14 protein-coding genes are annotated in these 15,858 nt (G+C 63.8%); 2 read left to right on the top strand and 12 right to left on the bottom strand.

Annotation, left to right across the window (positions count from 1 at the left end):
- Positions 1-20 precede the first annotated feature (20 nt).
- The 9 genes from bktB to AC3D25_RS07570 form a co-directional block, all read right to left on the bottom strand.
- Positions 21-1,205 carry a beta-ketothiolase BktB gene (bktB, locus tag AC3D25_RS07610; protein WP_488887813.1) on the bottom strand — a complete coding sequence of 395 codons (1,185 nt, stop codon included), beginning with the start codon at positions 1,203-1,205 and terminating at the stop codon, positions 21-23.
- A gap of 23 nt (positions 1,206-1,228) precedes the next feature.
- Positions 1,229-2,164 carry a sugar kinase gene (locus tag AC3D25_RS07605; protein WP_488887812.1) on the bottom strand — a complete coding sequence of 312 codons (936 nt, stop codon included), beginning with the start codon at positions 2,162-2,164 and terminating at the stop codon, positions 1,229-1,231.
- A 1-nt stretch (position 2,165) separates the two neighbouring features.
- The gene (gene rimO / locus AC3D25_RS07600; protein ID WP_488887811.1) at positions 2,166-3,542 is read right to left on the bottom strand and encodes a 30S ribosomal protein S12 methylthiotransferase RimO; all 1,377 of its coding nucleotides are present in this window, start codon (positions 3,540-3,542) and stop codon (positions 2,166-2,168) included.
- Between the two features lie 267 nt (positions 3,543-3,809).
- On the bottom strand, positions 3,810-4,391 hold the full coding sequence (gene phaR, locus AC3D25_RS07595) for a polyhydroxyalkanoate synthesis repressor PhaR (protein ID WP_488887810.1): 582 nt from the start codon (positions 4,389-4,391) through the stop codon (positions 3,810-3,812).
- A gap of 143 nt (positions 4,392-4,534) precedes the next feature.
- A complete protein-coding gene (locus tag AC3D25_RS07590; RefSeq protein WP_488887809.1) occupies positions 4,535-5,275 on the bottom strand; it encodes a 3-ketoacyl-ACP reductase in 741 nt (246 codons plus the stop codon).
- 74 nt (positions 5,276-5,349) lie between these two features.
- Positions 5,350-6,531, bottom strand: coding sequence for an acetyl-CoA C-acetyltransferase (locus AC3D25_RS07585; protein WP_488887808.1), 1,182 nt, complete (start codon positions 6,529-6,531; stop codon positions 5,350-5,352).
- A gap of 96 nt (positions 6,532-6,627) precedes the next feature.
- A complete protein-coding gene (gene phaC, locus AC3D25_RS07580; protein ID WP_488887807.1) occupies positions 6,628-8,571 on the bottom strand; it encodes a class I poly(R)-hydroxyalkanoic acid synthase in 1,944 nt (647 codons plus the stop codon).
- A gap of 475 nt (positions 8,572-9,046) precedes the next feature.
- A complete protein-coding gene (pgeF, locus tag AC3D25_RS07575; RefSeq protein WP_488887806.1) occupies positions 9,047-9,877 on the bottom strand; it encodes a peptidoglycan editing factor PgeF in 831 nt (276 codons plus the stop codon).
- On the bottom strand, positions 9,878-11,101 hold the full coding sequence (locus AC3D25_RS07570; RefSeq protein ID WP_488887805.1) for an RluA family pseudouridine synthase: 1,224 nt from the start codon (positions 11,099-11,101) through the stop codon (positions 9,878-9,880).
- 70 nt (positions 11,102-11,171) lie between these two features.
- On the opposite strand from AC3D25_RS07570, the gene AC3D25_RS07565 reads away from it, so the two are divergent.
- The gene (locus AC3D25_RS07565) at positions 11,172-12,002 is read left to right on the top strand and encodes an outer membrane protein assembly factor BamD (RefSeq protein WP_488887804.1); all 831 of its coding nucleotides are present in this window, start codon (positions 11,172-11,174) and stop codon (positions 12,000-12,002) included.
- A 102-nt stretch (positions 12,003-12,104) separates the two neighbouring features.
- Here the strand turns inward: AC3D25_RS07565 and yoaA are convergent, their stop codons facing one another.
- The 3 genes from yoaA to AC3D25_RS07550 all read right to left on the bottom strand — a co-directional run bounded on the left by yoaA (position 12,105) and on the right by AC3D25_RS07550 (position 15,586).
- Positions 12,105-14,378 carry a DNA repair helicase YoaA gene (gene yoaA / locus AC3D25_RS07560; RefSeq protein ID WP_488887803.1) on the bottom strand — a complete coding sequence of 758 codons (2,274 nt, stop codon included), beginning with the start codon at positions 14,376-14,378 and terminating at the stop codon, positions 12,105-12,107.
- Positions 14,379-14,429: 51 nt separating this feature from the next.
- A complete protein-coding gene (locus AC3D25_RS07555) occupies positions 14,430-14,645 on the bottom strand; it encodes a DUF465 domain-containing protein (RefSeq protein WP_488889630.1) in 216 nt (71 codons plus the stop codon).
- A gap of 116 nt (positions 14,646-14,761) precedes the next feature.
- Positions 14,762-15,586, bottom strand: a complete 825-nt coding sequence (locus AC3D25_RS07550) for a colicin transporter (protein ID WP_488889629.1) — start codon at positions 15,584-15,586, stop codon at positions 14,762-14,764.
- Here AC3D25_RS07550 and AC3D25_RS07545 point away from each other — a divergent pair.
- On the top strand, positions 15,564-15,779 hold the full coding sequence (locus tag AC3D25_RS07545; RefSeq protein WP_488887802.1) for a hypothetical protein: 216 nt from the start codon (positions 15,564-15,566) through the stop codon (positions 15,777-15,779). The two genes, AC3D25_RS07550 and AC3D25_RS07545, sit on opposite strands and share 23 nt — an antisense overlap.
- Positions 15,780-15,858: the final 79 nt, after the last annotated feature.

The raw sequence follows: 15,858 nt of genomic DNA, 5'->3' as shown, positions 1-15,858 counted from the left end.
TTAGCCGCTCGCAGCAGCGTTCAAATCCGCTCGAAGATCGCGGCGATGCCCTGCCCGCCGCCGATACACATCGTGACCAGCGCATAACGGCCGCCGACGCGTTGAAGTTCGTACAACGCCTTCACGGCGATGAGCGCGCCGGTTGCGCCGATCGGATGGCCGAGCGAGATGCCCGAACCGTTCGGATTCACCTTCGACGGATCCAGTTTCAATTCGTTCGTCACCGCGCAGGCTTGCGCGGCGAACGCCTCGTTGGCCTCGATCACGTCAAGATCGTCGACTGTTAGACCCGCGCGTTCGAGCGCCCGGCGCGTGGCCGGAACCGGGCCGATGCCCATGTATTTTGGATCGACACCGGCATGCGCGTAAGCGACGAGCCGCGCGAGCGGCTTCAGCCCGCGCTGTTCGGCGACGCTGCGCTCCATCAGCACGACGGCCGCCGCCGCGTCGTTCAGCCCCGACGCGTTGCCGGCCGTGACCGTGCCGTTTTCCTTCGCGAAAACCGGCTTCAGCTTCGAGAAATCGCCTTCCGATGCGTTCAGGCGGACGTGCTCGTCCTGATCGAAGATGGCGTCGCCTTTTTTCGATGCCAGCGTAACCGGCAGAATCTGGCTCTTGAAATAGCCCGCTTCGATCGCCCGGGCCGCGCGCCGGTGCGATTCCAGCGCGAGCGCATCCTGCGCTTCACGCGTCACGCCGTAGCGCGCCGCGACGTTTTCGGCCGTGACGCCCATGTGGATCGCGTCGAACGGGTCGTGCAGCGCGCCGAGCATCATGTCGGTCATGCGCGCATCGCCCATGCGCTGGCCGAAGCGCGCCGCCGGGAGGATGTACGGCGCGCGGCTCATGCTTTCCGCGCCGCCGCCGATCGCGATGTCGGCGTCGCCGAGCAGAATGGCCTGCGCCGCCGACACGATCGCCTGGAGGCCGGAGCCGCAAAGCCGGTTGACCGTCATCGCGGGCGCGGCCTGCGTGACGCCGGCATTGAGCGCGGCGACGCGTGCGAGATACATGTCTTTCGGCTCCGTCTGGATCACGTTGCCGAACACGACGTGCCCGACGTCCTCGCCGTCAACTTTTGCCCGCGCGAGCGCCTCGCGCACGACGCGCGTGCCCAGATCGGTCGGGCTGAAGTCTTTCAGCGACCCGCCGAAATCGCCGATCGCGGTCCGCACGCCGCTCACCACCACCACGTCACGCTGCATCGTGTCTCCTCCAATGCTGTTGTTTAGCTATTCAACGCGGCCTCGACCTCGGCGCTGCGCGGGATCGGCGCGACCGCGCCGAATCCTTGCGTGGACAACGCCGCCGCCGTGTTCGCGTAGCGCGCGGCCGCGAACGGGTCGTCGCCCGCCACGATGCGCGCGATAAACGCGCCGCCGAAGCAGTCGCCCGCGCCGGTTGCGTCGATGGCCTGCACGACGCGGCCCGGCACGACGCGGCGCGTCTCCGGCGTCGCGACATACGCGCCGTCGCGGCCGAGCTTCAACGCGACCACGCGAGGTCCGAGCGCGAGCAGGAAATCGACGATCTCGTCTTTATCGGTGAGACCGGTCAGCGCGGTCACGTCGTCCCAGCTCGGCAGGCAGATATCGGTGCAGCGCAAGGCTTCGAGCATTACCGCGCGCGCCCGCGCGAGCGGCCAGAGCTTGAGGCGCAGATTGGTGTCGAAGCTCACTTGCACGCCGTTTTCGCGGGCGTGGGCGATGGCCGCGAACGCCGCGTCGCACGCATTCGTGCCGATCGCGAGGCTGACGCCGGACAAATGCACCACTTTCGCGGCTGCAATTCCGTCGAGCGGCAGGTCCGACGGCGCGTAACGGCTCGCCGCCGATCCCGCGCGCAGATAGTCGAAACGATGGCCGTCCGCGCCGTGCGACACGAAATACACGCCGGTCGGCGCGTCGTTCGAGACGCGCACGGTCGAGGTATCGACGTTTTCAGCGCGCCAGAGATCGAGCAGCAGTTGCCCGAACTGATCGCCGCCGACCGCCGATACAAAGCCCGTCGATGCGCCCTGCCGCGACGCCGCGATCAAAAAATTCGAGACATCGCCGCCGAATCCCTGCAGGTAATTCGGCGCGTTTTTCTCCGACTGATTGAACTCGATCATCGCCTCGCCGAGCGCGAGGATCTCAGGAGAGGCAGTCAAAGAAGCCGTCATGTCAGACCTCGCCCCACAGATCGTGGCCGTCGGCGCCGGTGATCCTGACCGAAACGAAGTCGCCCGCCTTGTAGCGCTTCGACGCCTTCGTAGCCGGTTCGATATACACCACGCCGTCGATTTCCGGCGCATCCGCCGCCGTGCGGCCGACGCCGCCTTCGGCGTTCACTTCATCGACGAGCACTTTCAGCGTCTTGCCGACCTTTTTCTTCATGCGCGCCGCCGACAATTCCTCGGCCAACTCCATGAAACGCGCGCGGCGCTCCTCGCGGACCTCGTCCGGCAACGCGCCGTCGAGTTCATTGGCGGTCGCGCCTTCCACCGGCGAATACGCGAAACAGCCCACGCGATCGAGATCGGCCACGCGAATAAAGTCGAGCAGCGTCTGGAACTGTTCTTCCGTCTCGCCCGGGAAACCGGCGATAAACGTGCTTCGAATGGTCAGATCCGGGCACATCTTGCGCCACGCCTGCACGCGTTCGAGCACCTTTTCGGCATTGGCGGGGCGCTTCATGCGCTTGAGCACCTCGGGATGCGCGTGCTGGAACGGCACGTCGAGATACGGCAAAACGTGGCCCTTCAACGCGCCTTCCGCCATCATCGGAATGACTTCGTCCACGCTCGGATACGGGTAGACGTAATGCAGGCGCACCCACGCGCCGTATTGCGCGGCGAGTTCGCCCAACGCGCCGACGAGGTCCGTCATGCGCGTCTTGATCGGCTTGCCGTTCCAGAAACCGGTGCGGTATTTCACATCGACGCCATACGCCGACGTGTCCTGCGAAATCACGAGCAGTTCCTTCACGCCGGATTTGAACAGGTTTTCCGCTTCGAGCATGACATCCGCGACCGGGCGCGAGACGAGATCGCCGCGCATCGACGGGATGATGCAGAACGTGCAGCGGTGATTGCAGCCTTCGGAAATCTTGAGATACGCGTAGTGGCGCGGCGTCAGCTTGATGCCGGCGGCCGGCACGAGATCGGTGAACGGATCGTGCGGCTTCGGCAGGTGCAGGTGCACCGCGTTCATCACTTCGTTGGTCGCGTGCGGGCCGGTCACGGCGAGCACTTTCGGATGCACTTCCTCGATCAGCCCCGTGCCGCTCGCGCTCTTTTTCGCGCCGAGACAGCCGGTCACGATCACCTTGCCGTTTTCGGACAGCGCCTCGCCGATGGCGTCGAGGCTTTCCTGCACGGCTTCGTCGATAAAACCGCAGGTATTCACGACGACGAGATCCGCGCCGTCATAAGTGCCCGAGATTTCGTAGCCCTCGGCGCGCAGTTGCGTGATGATCTGCTCGGAATCGACGAGCGCTTTCGGGCAGCCGAGCGAGACGAAGCCGACTTTCGGCGCGGCGGAGGGAGACAGTTGCGACATAGAGTGGGTCTGGCGTTTTCTAGTACCTGACCGGGCAAGAAACCAAGCGGCGAACGCCGCAAAACAAGGCCGGAAAAGATACGGATGAGGGACGATTGCGGCGAGCGGCAGCAGAGAAGCTGCCAGCCGGGGCGGGAATCCGCGTTTTGCGGTTCCGGCGCTTAACGCCGCGCTGCAAACGTCTATTGTACCGTGCGGGCGCGGATGCGCGCCGCCGCCCGACGCAAACGCGCGGGCGGATATTGATGAAAGAAACAGGTTCGCGGCTTACTTCTTCTCAGGCGTCGTCACCGGCGCGCCCGGTGTCGGGAACGGGAACGTGTTGAACATGTTCTTCGCCTGCGACTGCATCTGTTCCTGCATCTGCACGAACATGTTCTTCGACTGCTCGATGTAGCTCGTCATCATGCCCTGCATCATCGGCGCTTGCATGTTCATGAACTGCGACCAGACTTCCGGATTCAGGCCGTTGGCGTTGTTGTCGTAGAGACCCTTCGACTGATCGGTCAGCTTATGCTGGATGTCGATGAACGCCTGGATATTCTTCTCCAGATACGTGCCCATCATGCCCTGCATCGCGTTGCCGTAGAAACGGATGATCTGCGACAGCATCGCCGACGAGAACATCGGCAGGCCGCCGCTCTCCTCTTCCAGAATGATCTGCAAAAGGATGCTGCGGGTCAGGTCTTCAGCGGACTTCGCGTCCATGACCTTGAACTCTTCCTGGTCGAGCACGAGTTGCTTCACGTCTGACAGCGTGATGTAGGTGCTCGTTTCTGTGTCGTACAACCGCCGGTTCGGATATTTTTTGATGAGTCGTTCGGCGGATTTCTTTGTAGTGGTGGTCATGTAACGCCTTTAAACGCAAAGCCTTCCTGCGGTGGCGGCGAACGGTTCCCGGCTCGGCCGGTGCATTGCCGCCGGAAATTTCCGGCAAGGCGGCGGGCGGGCGCGATCCCACGCCACGCCGCCCGCGCCCCGTCAGCCAGGACTCAGCCCATGTGCAGGCCACCGTTGAGCGAAAAGTCCGCGCCCGTGGAAAAGCCGGATTCCTCCGATGCCAGCCACGCGACGATCGAGCCGATTTCATCCGGCCGGCCGAGACGGCGCACCGGAATCGTCGCGACGATTTTCTCCAGCACATCCGGGCGGATCGACTTCACCATGTCCGTGCCGATATAGCCCGGCGAGATCGTGTTGACCGTCACGCCCTTGGTCGCCACTTCCTGCGCAAGCGCCATCGTGAAGCCGTGGATGCCCGCTTTCGCCGTCGAATAGTTGGTCTGGCCGAACTGACCCTTCTGGCCGTTCACCGACGAAATATTGATCACCCGGCCGAAGCCGCGCTCAACCATCCCGTCGATCACCTGCTTCGTCACGTTGAAAAGGCTTGTCAGGTTCGTGTCGATCACGGCCGTCCAGTCGTCGTGCGTCATCTTGCGGAACACGACGTCGCGCGTGATGCCCGCGTTGTTCACGAGAATATCGATCTCGCCGACTTCGGCCTTGACCTTGTCGAAGGCGTTCTTGGTCGACTCCCAGTCGCCCACGTTGCCTTCGGAGGCGACGATCTCATAGCCGAGCGCCTTTTGCTCTTCGAGCCATTTCACGCGGCGCGGCGAGTTCGGCCCGCAACCGGCCACTACCGTGTAGCCCTCTTTGTGCAGACGCTGGCAGATGCTCGTGCCAATGCCGCCCATTCCGCCCGTCACATACGCGATCCGCTTCGTCATTCCTCACTCCATTTTCGTTATCCGGGCCGCGCGTTTCGGCGCCCGGTTCGACCAGCGCTGTCTCCGGCGCGAAATTACGGACGCTCGACCGCCAGCGCCACGCCCATGCCGCCGCCGATGCAGAGCGACGCCAAGCCTCTCTTTGCATCGCGCTTCTGCATTTCGTGCAGCAGCGTGACGAGGATGCGGCAACCGGACGCGCCGATCGGGTGACCGATCGCGATCGCGCCGCCGTTCACGTTGATCTTCGACGTATCCCAGCCCATTTGCTGGTGTACGGCGAGCGCCTGCGCCGCGAACGCTTCGTTGATCTCCATCAGGTCGAGATCCGACGCCGACCAGCCCGCGCGTTCCAGACAGCGGCGCGACGCCGGCACCGGACCCATGCCCATGACCTTCGGGTCCACGCCCGCGTTCGCGTAAGCCTTGATGCGCGCGATCGGCGTGAGGCCGAGCGCGTCGGCTTTCTTCGCCGACATGACGATCACCGCCGCCGCGCCGTCGTTCAGGCCCGACGCGTTCGCCGCCGTGACCGTGCCTTCCTTCGAGAACGCGGGTTTCAGGCCCGCTAGCGCTTCGGCGGTTACGCCGTGGCGCACGAATTCGTCGGTGGCGAAACGCAGCGGCTCGCCCTTTCGCTGCGGAATCTCGATCGGCACGATTTCGTCGTCGAAACGGCCCGATTTCTGCGCGGCTTCGGCCTTGTTCTGCGACAACGCGGCGAACGCATCCTGCGCCTCGCGCGTGATGCCATATTCCTTCGCGACGTTTTCAGCGGTGGTGCCCATGTGATACGAATTGAACGCATCCCACAGACCATCGACGATCATCGAGTCGATCAGCTTCGCGTCGCCCATGCGAAAACCGTCGCGCGAGCCCGGCAGCACGTGCGGCGCCGCGCTCATGTTTTCCTGCCCGCCCGCGATCACGATGTCGGCGTCGCCCGCGATGATCGCGTTCGCCGCGAGCATCACGGCCTTCAGGCCCGAGCCGCAGACCTTGTTGATCGTCATGCCCGGCACCGACGTGGGCAAGCCCGCCTTGATGAGCGACTGGCGCGCCGGGTTCTGGCCCGAACCCGCGGTGAGCACCTGGCCGAGAATCACTTCGCTGATCTGCTCGGGCTTCAGGTTCGCGCGTTCCAGCAAGGCGCGGATCACGGCGGCCCCCAGGTCCGGCGCCGCGATTTTCGCGAGCGATCCGCCGAATTTGCCGACCGCTGTGCGCGCGGCCGATACGATCACTACGTCAGTCATTTCAGTTTCCTTTGAGCATCGAATGGTTGAAGCCACCGCCTGGGTCCGCCGCCCGCCCCGCATCCTGTTCCGGCAGCGCGACACGAACCCAGCGGGTCATTGATCGCGTTCCAGTACGTAGCGGCCCGGCGCAGGTTCGATCACCGGATACTTCTTCGAGCCCGCCGCCGCATGCGCCTTCATTTTCTTGCCGCCATAGCCGTCGAGCCATCCGGTCCAGGTCGGCCACCAGCTTCCCGGATGTTCCGTCGCCGCGCCGAACCAGTCGTCCGAGTTTTCGGGCAATTTACCGGCCGAATCGAGGACCCAGAAACTGCGCTTGTTCTTGGACGGCGGATTGATCACGCCAGCGATATGACCCGACGCGCCGAGCACGAATTTCTGCGGCCCGGAAAGCAGCGGCGCGGACGCATAAGCGGTCGTCCACGGCACGATGTGATCCTCGCGCGAACCGTAGATGAACGTCGGCACGTCGATACTCGACAGATCCACCGGCTCGCCGCACGTCTTGAGTTTGCCCGGAATCTTGAGCTTGTCTTCGAGATATGTATTGCGCAGATACCACGCGTACATCGGACCCGGCAGATTGGTCGAATCGCTATTCCAGAACAGCAGGTCGAACGCTTGCGGCGTGCGTCCCTTCAGGTAGTTATCGACGACGTAATTCCACACCAGATCGTTCGGGCGCAGGTAAGAGAACGTGTTCGCGAACTCGATACCGCGCATGAGACCGGGCTTCGAACCCGCCAAACCGCCGATGGTCTGTTCGCGCATCTTCACGTGCTGCTCGTCGACGAACACATCGAGCACGCCGGTGTCGGAGAAATCGAGCATCGCGGTGAGCAGCGTCATCGACGCAGCAGGATGTTCGCCGCGCGCCGCCAGCACGGCGAGCGCGGTCGCGAGCATCGTGCCACCGACACAGAAGCCGAGCGTGTTGATCTGCTCGCGCCCGCTGATTTCCCGCACGACGCCGATCGGCGCGAGCACGCCGTCTTCGATGTAATCGTCCCAGGTCTTGTGCGCGATCGACTGACCCGCGTTGCGCCACGAGATGATGTAGACCTGATGCCCGGCGTCGAGCGCATGGCCGACGAGCGAGCTTTCCGGCTGGAGATCCAGAATGTAGAACTTGTTGATGCACGGCGGCACGATCAGAAGCGGCCGCTCATACACTTGCGCCGTCTTCGGCTTGTATTGAATCAGTTGCAGCAGTTCGTTCTCGAACACGACCGACCCTTCGGTCGCAGCAAGATTCTTCCCCACGACAAAACTCGATTCATCGGTCTGCGAAATCTTGCCGCGCTGGAGATCGCCGAGCAGATTCATCATGCCCTGGCGCAGACTGTCGCCGTTACTTTCGATCAGCGCTTTCTGCGCCTCGGGATTGAACGCGAGGAAGTTACTCGGCGACGCGGCGGCGGTCCATTGCTGCACCGTGAAGCGGATACGCTCGCGCGTTTTCGGATCGGCTTCGATCGAATCGGCGAGTTCGGTCAGATAGCGCGCGTTGAGCAAATACCACGCGGCCGTGAACGCGTAAGCGGGCGTAGATTGCCATGCAGTCGTGCTGAATCGCCGATCCTTTAACGCAGCGGCGTCGATACTCTGCGCGCCTGCTTGCTTCAGCAACTCCATCACGTCGCGCGAATAATCGGACTGCAACTGCTGCAGACGCGCGGACGGAATCGCGGCGCTTGGAATCTGCGGCATCGAAGGCATTTGGCCTAACCCGGACATGCCCGCGAGTTTCGTGAAGTCGGGCATCGAAGGCATCGCGAATGGCGAGCCTGAAGGTGCGCCCGGAAAGCCAGGGAAATTGCCGAATGGACTCGGCGGCACCGAGCCATTGCCAGCTCCGTTCGCGGCCGCGGGCATGAACTTCGCCCATTGCGCGGGATCGGCGACCGAGCGCCACGTGTTCAGCCATTGCTCGAACACTTGCTGCATCCCCGCCGGATCGGCCGTGCGTTCAGCGGATGGATTGCTGTCGGCGGATTTCGGGCGGGAAGATGATGAAGAAGTTTTAGAGGCAGCCATACCCGCTTTTTGACCTGTGCGTCCCGAAAGACTGGTTTGCTGATGCAGGCGTTGTGTAGGGCTCGCCGTGACGCTCGCGCGAAGCCTGTTGCGCTTGAGCGCGAGGGAAGGTGCCTTGCTACGCCGTGCCCGTTTGCGGACCATTCGAGGAACATTCTTGCTCCCGAGCACCAAGCATGTCAATGCTTTGACCTGATTTTGCCGCAGTGCGATATTTTTTTAATTATCGTTTTCCCCCATGTGAGGGGGTTTGCCTCAACGCCAGTCGGCGCGGGCTAGCGAGGCGGCAACCGGCGGCCTGTGGAAAGCACCGATTTGTCTGTTTAAGGGCGCTAACCGCATCGGAAATGAGCGGATAAATGGAGCAGCGCAAAAACGCGGGATTTTATGCGCGCCGACTGGCTGATGTGCGCGATGGCGTGGTGAGCGTTGAGGCGGTGGCGCGCGCGACGATCCGCCACGGGAGCGTTCCAGCTTAATCGGCCAGCCAGATCATCGCGGCCATACGGCCCGTTACGCGCTCGCGCCGATACGAATAAAACCGCTCGCGTTCGGTCACCGTGCAATGCGTGCCGCCATGCACGCGCGCATGATCGACACCCACGCGCGCGAGCCGCAGCCGCGCGAGCGCGTAGATATCGGCGAGATATTTGCCCGCGTTCGGCGTCGGCGCGAACTGCGCGGCGGTGGCATCGCAGTCGGCAGGATCGGACGCCGCGACGAACGCGTCCAGCACGTCCTCGCCGACTTCGAACGCTTGCGGGCCGATCGCCGGGCCAAGATACGCATGCACCGCGCCGATCCCGCTGCCGAGCGCGGCCACCCGCGCCGCTGTCTGTTCGACGATCCCCGCCGCCAGCCCGCGCCATCCCGCGTGCGCAGCGCCGACTGCGCGACCGGCTTCATCGCAGAAGAGCACCGGCAGGCAATCCGCGACCATCACGACACATACGGCGTTCGCGCGCGCGGTGACGCTGGCGTCGGCGCGCACGGGCGTGGCGCTTGCATCCGGCGACCCCGCACAGAGGTCGATCACCGCGCCCGCATCTTCGATTTGCGCGCCGTGGATCTGTTCGAGCCACGCGGCGGGCGCCTGCGTCAGTTCGAGCACGCGTCGACGATTTTCATAGACCGCTTCAGGCGAATCGCCCGTGTGCAGGCCGAGGTTCAGACCGCCCGCGTCCGTTCCGCCAGCATAGGGCGGCACGCTCACGCCGCCATTGCGCGTCGTGACGAACGCCCGCACGCGGTTTGAAACCGGCCACGCCGGCCACAGACAATCGTCGCGCCCGAGCATCGCGCGCATTTAAGCGTCGTCCTCGAGGTCTTCTTCATCGTCGTCGAAGTCGGCGTCGCCCTCTTCCGACATTTCGTAGACTTCGCTGAAATCGTCTTCGTCGTCGTGCTGGTCGTCGTCGAGTTCGGCGTTTTCCTGGCCGAAGCCCAACGCCGCCGCGAGGACTTCGATGTCCTCCGGAACGTCCGCGCGCCAGCTTATTTCATTGCCCGTCACCGGATGGATCAGCCCGAGCCGCCACGCGTGCAACGCCTGACGCTCGAAACCGTTCGGCAACGGCGCGACCGACCGCTTGCCCCGCGCGTGTCCGTAGATCGGGTCGCCGAGCAACGGATGGCGCGTATGTGCGCAATGCACGCGAATCTGGTGCGTGCGCCCGGTTTCGAGATCGCAATGCAGCGCAGAAACCGGCTGACCGTGCCACATCGAACGGTCGATGGTGCGGTAATGCGTCCGCGCGGGCTTGCCCGACGCGCTGTTCACGACGGCCATGCGCGTGCGGTCGCGCGGATCGCGTCCGATCGGCGCGTCGATCGTGCCTTCGTCCGGCATCGTGCCCCACACGAGCGCGACGTAACGACGCTTCACCGTGCGCGCCTGCAACTGGCGCGTGAGGATGGTCTGCGCTTCCAGTGTGCGCGCGACCACCATCAATCCGGACGTTTCCTTGTCCAGCCGATGCACGATACCCGCGCGCGGCAGCCCCGCCGCCGCTTCGCCGTATCGATACAGGAGCCCGTTCAAGAGCGTGCCGCTCCAGTTGCCGGCAGCCGGATGCACGACCATGCCGGCCGGCTTGTTGATAACCACGAGCGCATCGTCTTCATAAATGATGTCGAGCGGCACCGGCTCCGGCGTGAACGCGAGTTGTTCGGGCAACAGATCCGGGATCAGCGTGATTTCGGCGCCGAGCGGCACCGGCTGGCGGATCTTCGCGGGCTTGCCGTCGATCTGCACGCGCTGCGCCTCGATCCACGCCTGCAGGCGGCTGCGCGAAAACTCCGGATACATCTTCGCGAGCACCTTGTCCAGGCGCTCACCGGCGAGTTCGTCGGGCACCTCCGCGACGCGCGGCGTCTCTGCGTCGGCACGGCGCGCGGCCAGCATGGTCGGGACGTCCGCGGCCGCGGGCGGCAGCGCGGGCGATTCGTCCGGACGAGCGTCGTCGGCCACACTGCTTGGGCTATAATCTTTGCTGCGATCTTTGGTACGAGTAGTACTTGAGCGGGTCATTTAGACTGAAAGCTAGGAAATGCAAGCACTGATGCGAGCCCTGAAAACTATCCACCAATCGATGCTTGTTATGCGAAACACGCTGCAAAATAAGTTGAAAATCCGATCGATCAAGTATCTGGCGCTGGTCGCTAGTGTTGCCATTGTCGCGGGTTGCCACGGCTTGCCCGAAAAGACCGACGAGACGGCAACATGGAATAACAACAAATTATACTCGGAGGCTCAGGACGCATTGTCCGGAGGCGACTTCGGCAAGTGCGCGAAGTACTTCGAGGCGCTCGAAGGCCGCGATCCGTTCGGCCATTTCGCGCAGCAGGCGCAGATCAACGTCGCGTACTGCAACTGGAAAGACAGCGAAACGGCCAACGCCGATCAGGCGATCGACCGCTTCATCAAGCTGCATCCGGATCATCCCGATATTTCGTACGCGTATTACCTGAAGGGCATGATCCACTTCAACGACGACCTCGGACTGTTCGGCCGCTTCTCCGGTCAGGACATGAGCGAGCGCGATCCGAAGTCGCTGCGCGAATCGTATGACGCGTTCAAGATCGTCGTGGATCGTTATCCGAACAGCAAGTACGCGCCGGACGCCGCACAGCGCATGCGCTACATCGTGAACGCGCTCGCGTCGCACGAAGTTCATGCGGCAGATTATTACTATCGTCGCGGCGCGTATGTGGCGGCCATCAACCGCGCGCAGCTCGCAATCAAGGAATACAAGAACGCGCCGGCAACCGAAGATGCGCTGCACATCATGATGCTGTCGTACGGCAAGCTCGACCAGCCGCAACTCGCCGACGACACCAAGCGTGTGCTCGCCGCGACCTTCCCCGACAGCCCGTATGTCACCGGCAAGCGCCGCGCGGGCACGGAAAAGGCGTGGTATCAGATTTGGTGAGCGGGTTAGCTTTCCGCTGCAAGCGAAGAACGCAAAGCAATAAGAAACCCGGCCTCGGCCGGGTTTTTTATTGCGCGTTCGCAAAATTTGACGGTTTGCGTTTTACGCGTCGGCTTGATCCGTGATGCTTGCCGGATCGGTGAAAAACTCGCGCACCACCTCGATTTCGCGCGTGCGCTTGAACGGCGGCAAGCTTTGCCAGATCCGCCGGCCATACGGTTTATCGACGAGACGCGTGTCGCAGATCATCAGCACGCCGCGATCCGTTTCCGCGCGGATCAAGCGTCCCGCGCCCTGCTTCAGCGTGATGACCGCCTGCGGCAACTGATGCACGGCGAACGGACTCAAACCCTTTTTCGTCAATGCTTCGAGCCGCGCGGACAGAACCGGATCGTCGGGCGGCGCGAACGGCAGCTTGTCGATCACGACGAGCGAAAGCGCATCGCCGCGCACGTCCACGCCTTCCCAGAAACTCTGACTGCCGACCAGAATCGCGTTGCCATGCGCGCGAAAACGGTCGAGCAACTCCGTGCGGCTCGCGTCGCCCTGCACTAGCAGCGGCGTGTCCCAGCCGCGCCGCTCGATCACATCGCGCAGATGGTTCGAAATACGATCGACCGCGCGCAGCGTCGTGCAGAGGAAGAACACGCCGCCGCGCGCAGCTTCGATCGCGGGCAGCGCTGCCTCGAACACGGCGTCGGTGAAATTCGGCGACGACGGCTGCGGCAAGTTGCGCGGCACGTACAGCAAACCTTGCGCGGGATAATCGAACGGACTCGGGAGCGTCATCGACCGGCGTGCGTTCAGTCCCATTTGCGCGGCGTAATGCGTGAAGTCGCCGCGCACGGAAAGCGTCGCCGACGTGAAAATCCACGCGCGCGGCACGCCCGCGCGCTGCTTCGCGAAGATCGGCGCGACGGAGAGCGGCGTTTCGTGCAACTGGACCGTGTGCGAAAACACTTCGATCCAGCGCACTTTCTCGTTCGGATCCGCTTTCGCCGCCTTCGCGGCTTCGGCGCTATCCTCGGCGACGGCGCGTTCGGTTTCGGTCGGCGGCGCGGTCCAGCCCGCGAGCAAGCCTTGCAGTTCACGCGCGCGACGCAAACACGCGCCGATGGACTCGGCGCGCTCGGCGTGCGCCGAAAGCGCCGCCGTCAGCGCATCGAGATGCGTTTCGAGCGTGTCGAGCGCCTCGAATAACGGATGGTCGGCGGCGAGCTGGCCGAGCGACATGCGCACGGAATCTTCGCGAAACGCGAGCCGCACATCGCGCGCCGCGCGTTCCAGCGCCGCGCCGAGCTTGGTCCAGTCGGTCGCGTCGCGTGCGTTGCCCAAGCCTTCCGCGACGCTATCGCGGGCGAGTTCGAGAAATTGCGTGGTGGACACCGTTTCGCCAAAAAAGAGCGTCGCGGTTTCGGGCAGTTGATGCGCTTCGTCGAAGACGATAGTGTTCGCCGTCGGCAGCAACTCGGCCATGCCGGTGTCGCGCAGCATGACATCGGCGAAAAACAGATGGTGATTCACCACCACGATATCCGCCTGCTGCGCCTCCTTGCGCGCCTGCATCACGAAACATTCCTTGTACTGCGGGCATTCCTGGCCGAGACAATTGTCGCGCGTCGACGTGACCATGCCCCACACCGGCGAATTCTCCGGCACGCTCGCGAGTTCGGCTTTGTCGCCGGTGCGCGTGATCTTCGCGAAACGGATGATTTCCTGCAGATGCGACGTGTCCTGACGTGTCGGCAGCCGCCCGCTATCGGCGGTGCGCTGCAGATAGTAATGACACAGATAATTCGCGCGGCCCTTCAGCATCGCGACCGACACCGGCACCGCGAGCGCGTCGCGCACGGTCGGAATGTCGCGCTGGAAAAGCTGGTCCTGCAAGTGCTTCGTGCCGGTCGAGACGATCACCTTGCCGCCCCACAGCATCGCCGGCACGAGATACGCGTAGGTCTTGCCCGTGCCCGTCCCGGCTTCCACGATCAACGTGTTCTCGCCGCCGTCGATCCCCGTCGAAGCGGTCGCGATGCCGACTTCGTCCGTGGCGGGTTCGTCGGGTGTGCGCGGCTGGTCGGACGGACCGAGCTTGCGCGCCGGGCGGCGCTGCGTGTCGAACATGGCGGGTTCGGGCATCGCGCGGCCGGACGCTTCGAGCGCGGCGGCGACGGCGCGCGCCATGTCGATCTGCGATGCACGCGAGCGGTATCCGTCGATCGCGCGCGCAAGCAGGCCATCGGACGAGAAGATCGCGTCGAGTTCCGCGCGGCGTTTCGGCGCGAGCGCGAGCGCGCCGTCAGGCGTGGCGACGGCGGTGGCTTTCGCTGTGGCGTCCACGTCGGTCGATGCGGTGGGATCGTTGGCGGGTGAATTCAAGGCGGGCGTTTCCTGCTAAAGCCAGCGCGCGGCGGGCGAATCGCCAGTGCCTCAGTGCGCGTCCGGTTCCAACTGCAATTGCAGCAGGAGAATGGTGTCTTTCACCTTGAGCTTGCGCTTTTTCAGGCGCCTCATTTCAAGGTCGTTGATGCCGGGAATCGCAGCCATCTTGGCGATCAGACTGTCCAGCCCATGATGTTCGCTCTGCAACTGGGCGATGCGCTCGCGGATCATGTCTGCATCCTCGGACGTGGTTCGCGCCGTCATGGGCTGATGATGATGCTGATAGTGCTGATGCATGTTCGCCTCCTCTCGTCACCGGCGCGACGCCTGACCTGACGTCCACACCCGAGGTTGCTGTACGGCCCGGCCCGTCTATGTGTCTATTTGTTCTGTTGCTTCAGTTGCTGCTGCTTCAATTTCTCGGCCTGATCGGCGTCGGCCTGCGCCTGCTGCGCGCGCTGCTGCTGCTTCGCCGCGGCTTCCTTCTGACGCGCCTCGACTTCAGCCTTGTGCTGCTCCGCCGTGCGCTGCTTCTCGTCGAAACGTTGCGCCTTCAGATCGCGCGCCTGCGCATCCTGAACGCCACGTGCACGCGCGTCGTCGAGTTGCTTTTGATAATCGGCCTGCTTGCGATCATAAGCTGCCTGGTTCGCGGCGCGCTGCGGCGCCTCAGCATTGCGCTGCGCCGTGGCAAGCTCGTTCTGGCGCTGCTTTTCCGCGAACGACGTTGCGTTCGCCTGTTCGGTCGCCGCGCGCTGCGGCGCATCCGACGCGTATTGCGCACGCTTGATCGCCGCCTGCTGATCGCGCTGCTGCGCGCGTTGAGCGCGCTGCTCGTCGTCGAGCGCCAGTTGCTCGCGGCGAATGTCCTGACGGACGGTGCGCGCTTCTTCGCGCGCGCGGCCCAGACAATGATTCACGAAGAACGTGCTGTAGCAGTCGTGTTGCGCGGCGCCGTAGCGGTAATCGTTCTCCTCGCTGCGATGGTTCAGCACTTTTTGGCGAGTGGCGAAATCGTTGGCCGCGGGGGTGTCGGCGTCGGCGTCGGTGGGATCGCCAGCCGAAGTCGTGTCCAGCGGCCTTACCTTGACCGACGTGGTCGGCTCGATCGGCTTCGGCGTCAGGACCGGCGCGGACGAGTTGCCCATCGCCTGAGCGTGCGTCGCCGGAGAAACCGCCGCGATGCCCGCCGCCACGAAAGCCATCAGCACCGATGCAATCGTCCGCCGCAAGACGCGCTGCGTTGCAGACATTGAAGCAAACATTGAAGCCGACTTTGAAGCCCGCCCAGGCGCGGCCGTCGAAACGCGCGCTGAAACGTCCGAACAAGGCGCCACGGACGATGCCGCCGGCAGGACGGAAGATGAGCTGAAGGTCGGCAACGGGGTGGGAAGCTGAGTGTGCAATGTAGTGGGCTGGCGGCTCGAACGATCCCGAAATTCTATCACCGCGCGCTTGGGCGCTCGGGCATTTATGG

The sequence above is a fragment of the Caballeronia sp. SL1002 genome, from assembly GCF_057814995.1.
This window is presented reverse-complemented; position numbering and strand designations above follow the sequence as displayed.

Bases quoted from the DNA above. Each gene is read 5' to 3' on its own strand.
- bktB (WP_488887813.1), bottom strand. From the start codon at position 1,205: ATGCAGCGTGACGTGGTGGTGGTGAGCGGCGTGCGGACCGCGATCGGC.
- AC3D25_RS07605 (WP_488887812.1), bottom strand. From the start codon at position 2,164: ATGACGGCTTCTTTGACTGCCTCTCCTGAGATCCTCGCGCTCGGCGAG.
- rimO (WP_488887811.1), bottom strand. From the start codon at position 3,542: ATGTCGCAACTGTCTCCCTCCGCCGCGCCGAAAGTCGGCTTCGTCTCG.
- phaR (WP_488887810.1), bottom strand. From the start codon at position 4,391: ATGACCACCACTACAAAGAAATCCGCCGAACGACTCATCAAAAAATAT.
- AC3D25_RS07590 (WP_488887809.1), bottom strand. From the start codon at position 5,275: ATGACGAAGCGGATCGCGTATGTGACGGGCGGAATGGGCGGCATTGGC.
- AC3D25_RS07585 (WP_488887808.1), bottom strand. From the start codon at position 6,531: ATGACTGACGTAGTGATCGTATCGGCCGCGCGCACAGCGGTCGGCAAA.
- phaC (WP_488887807.1), bottom strand. From the start codon at position 8,571: ATGGCTGCCTCTAAAACTTCTTCATCATCTTCCCGCCCGAAATCCGCC.
- pgeF (WP_488887806.1), bottom strand. From the start codon at position 9,877: ATGCGCGCGATGCTCGGGCGCGACGATTGTCTGTGGCCGGCGTGGCCG.
- AC3D25_RS07570 (WP_488887805.1), bottom strand. From the start codon at position 11,101: ATGACCCGCTCAAGTACTACTCGTACCAAAGATCGCAGCAAAGATTAT.
- AC3D25_RS07565 (WP_488887804.1), top strand. From the start codon at position 11,172: ATGCGAAACACGCTGCAAAATAAGTTGAAAATCCGATCGATCAAGTAT.
- AC3D25_RS07555 (WP_488889630.1), bottom strand. From the start codon at position 14,645: ATGACGGCGCGAACCACGTCCGAGGATGCAGACATGATCCGCGAGCGC.
- AC3D25_RS07545 (WP_488887802.1), top strand. From the start codon at position 15,564: ATGCCCGCCGCCACGAAAGCCATCAGCACCGATGCAATCGTCCGCCGC.
- AC3D25_RS07550 (WP_488889629.1), bottom strand. From the start codon at position 15,586: ATGGCTTTCGTGGCGGCGGGCATCGCGGCGGTTTCTCCGGCGACGCAC.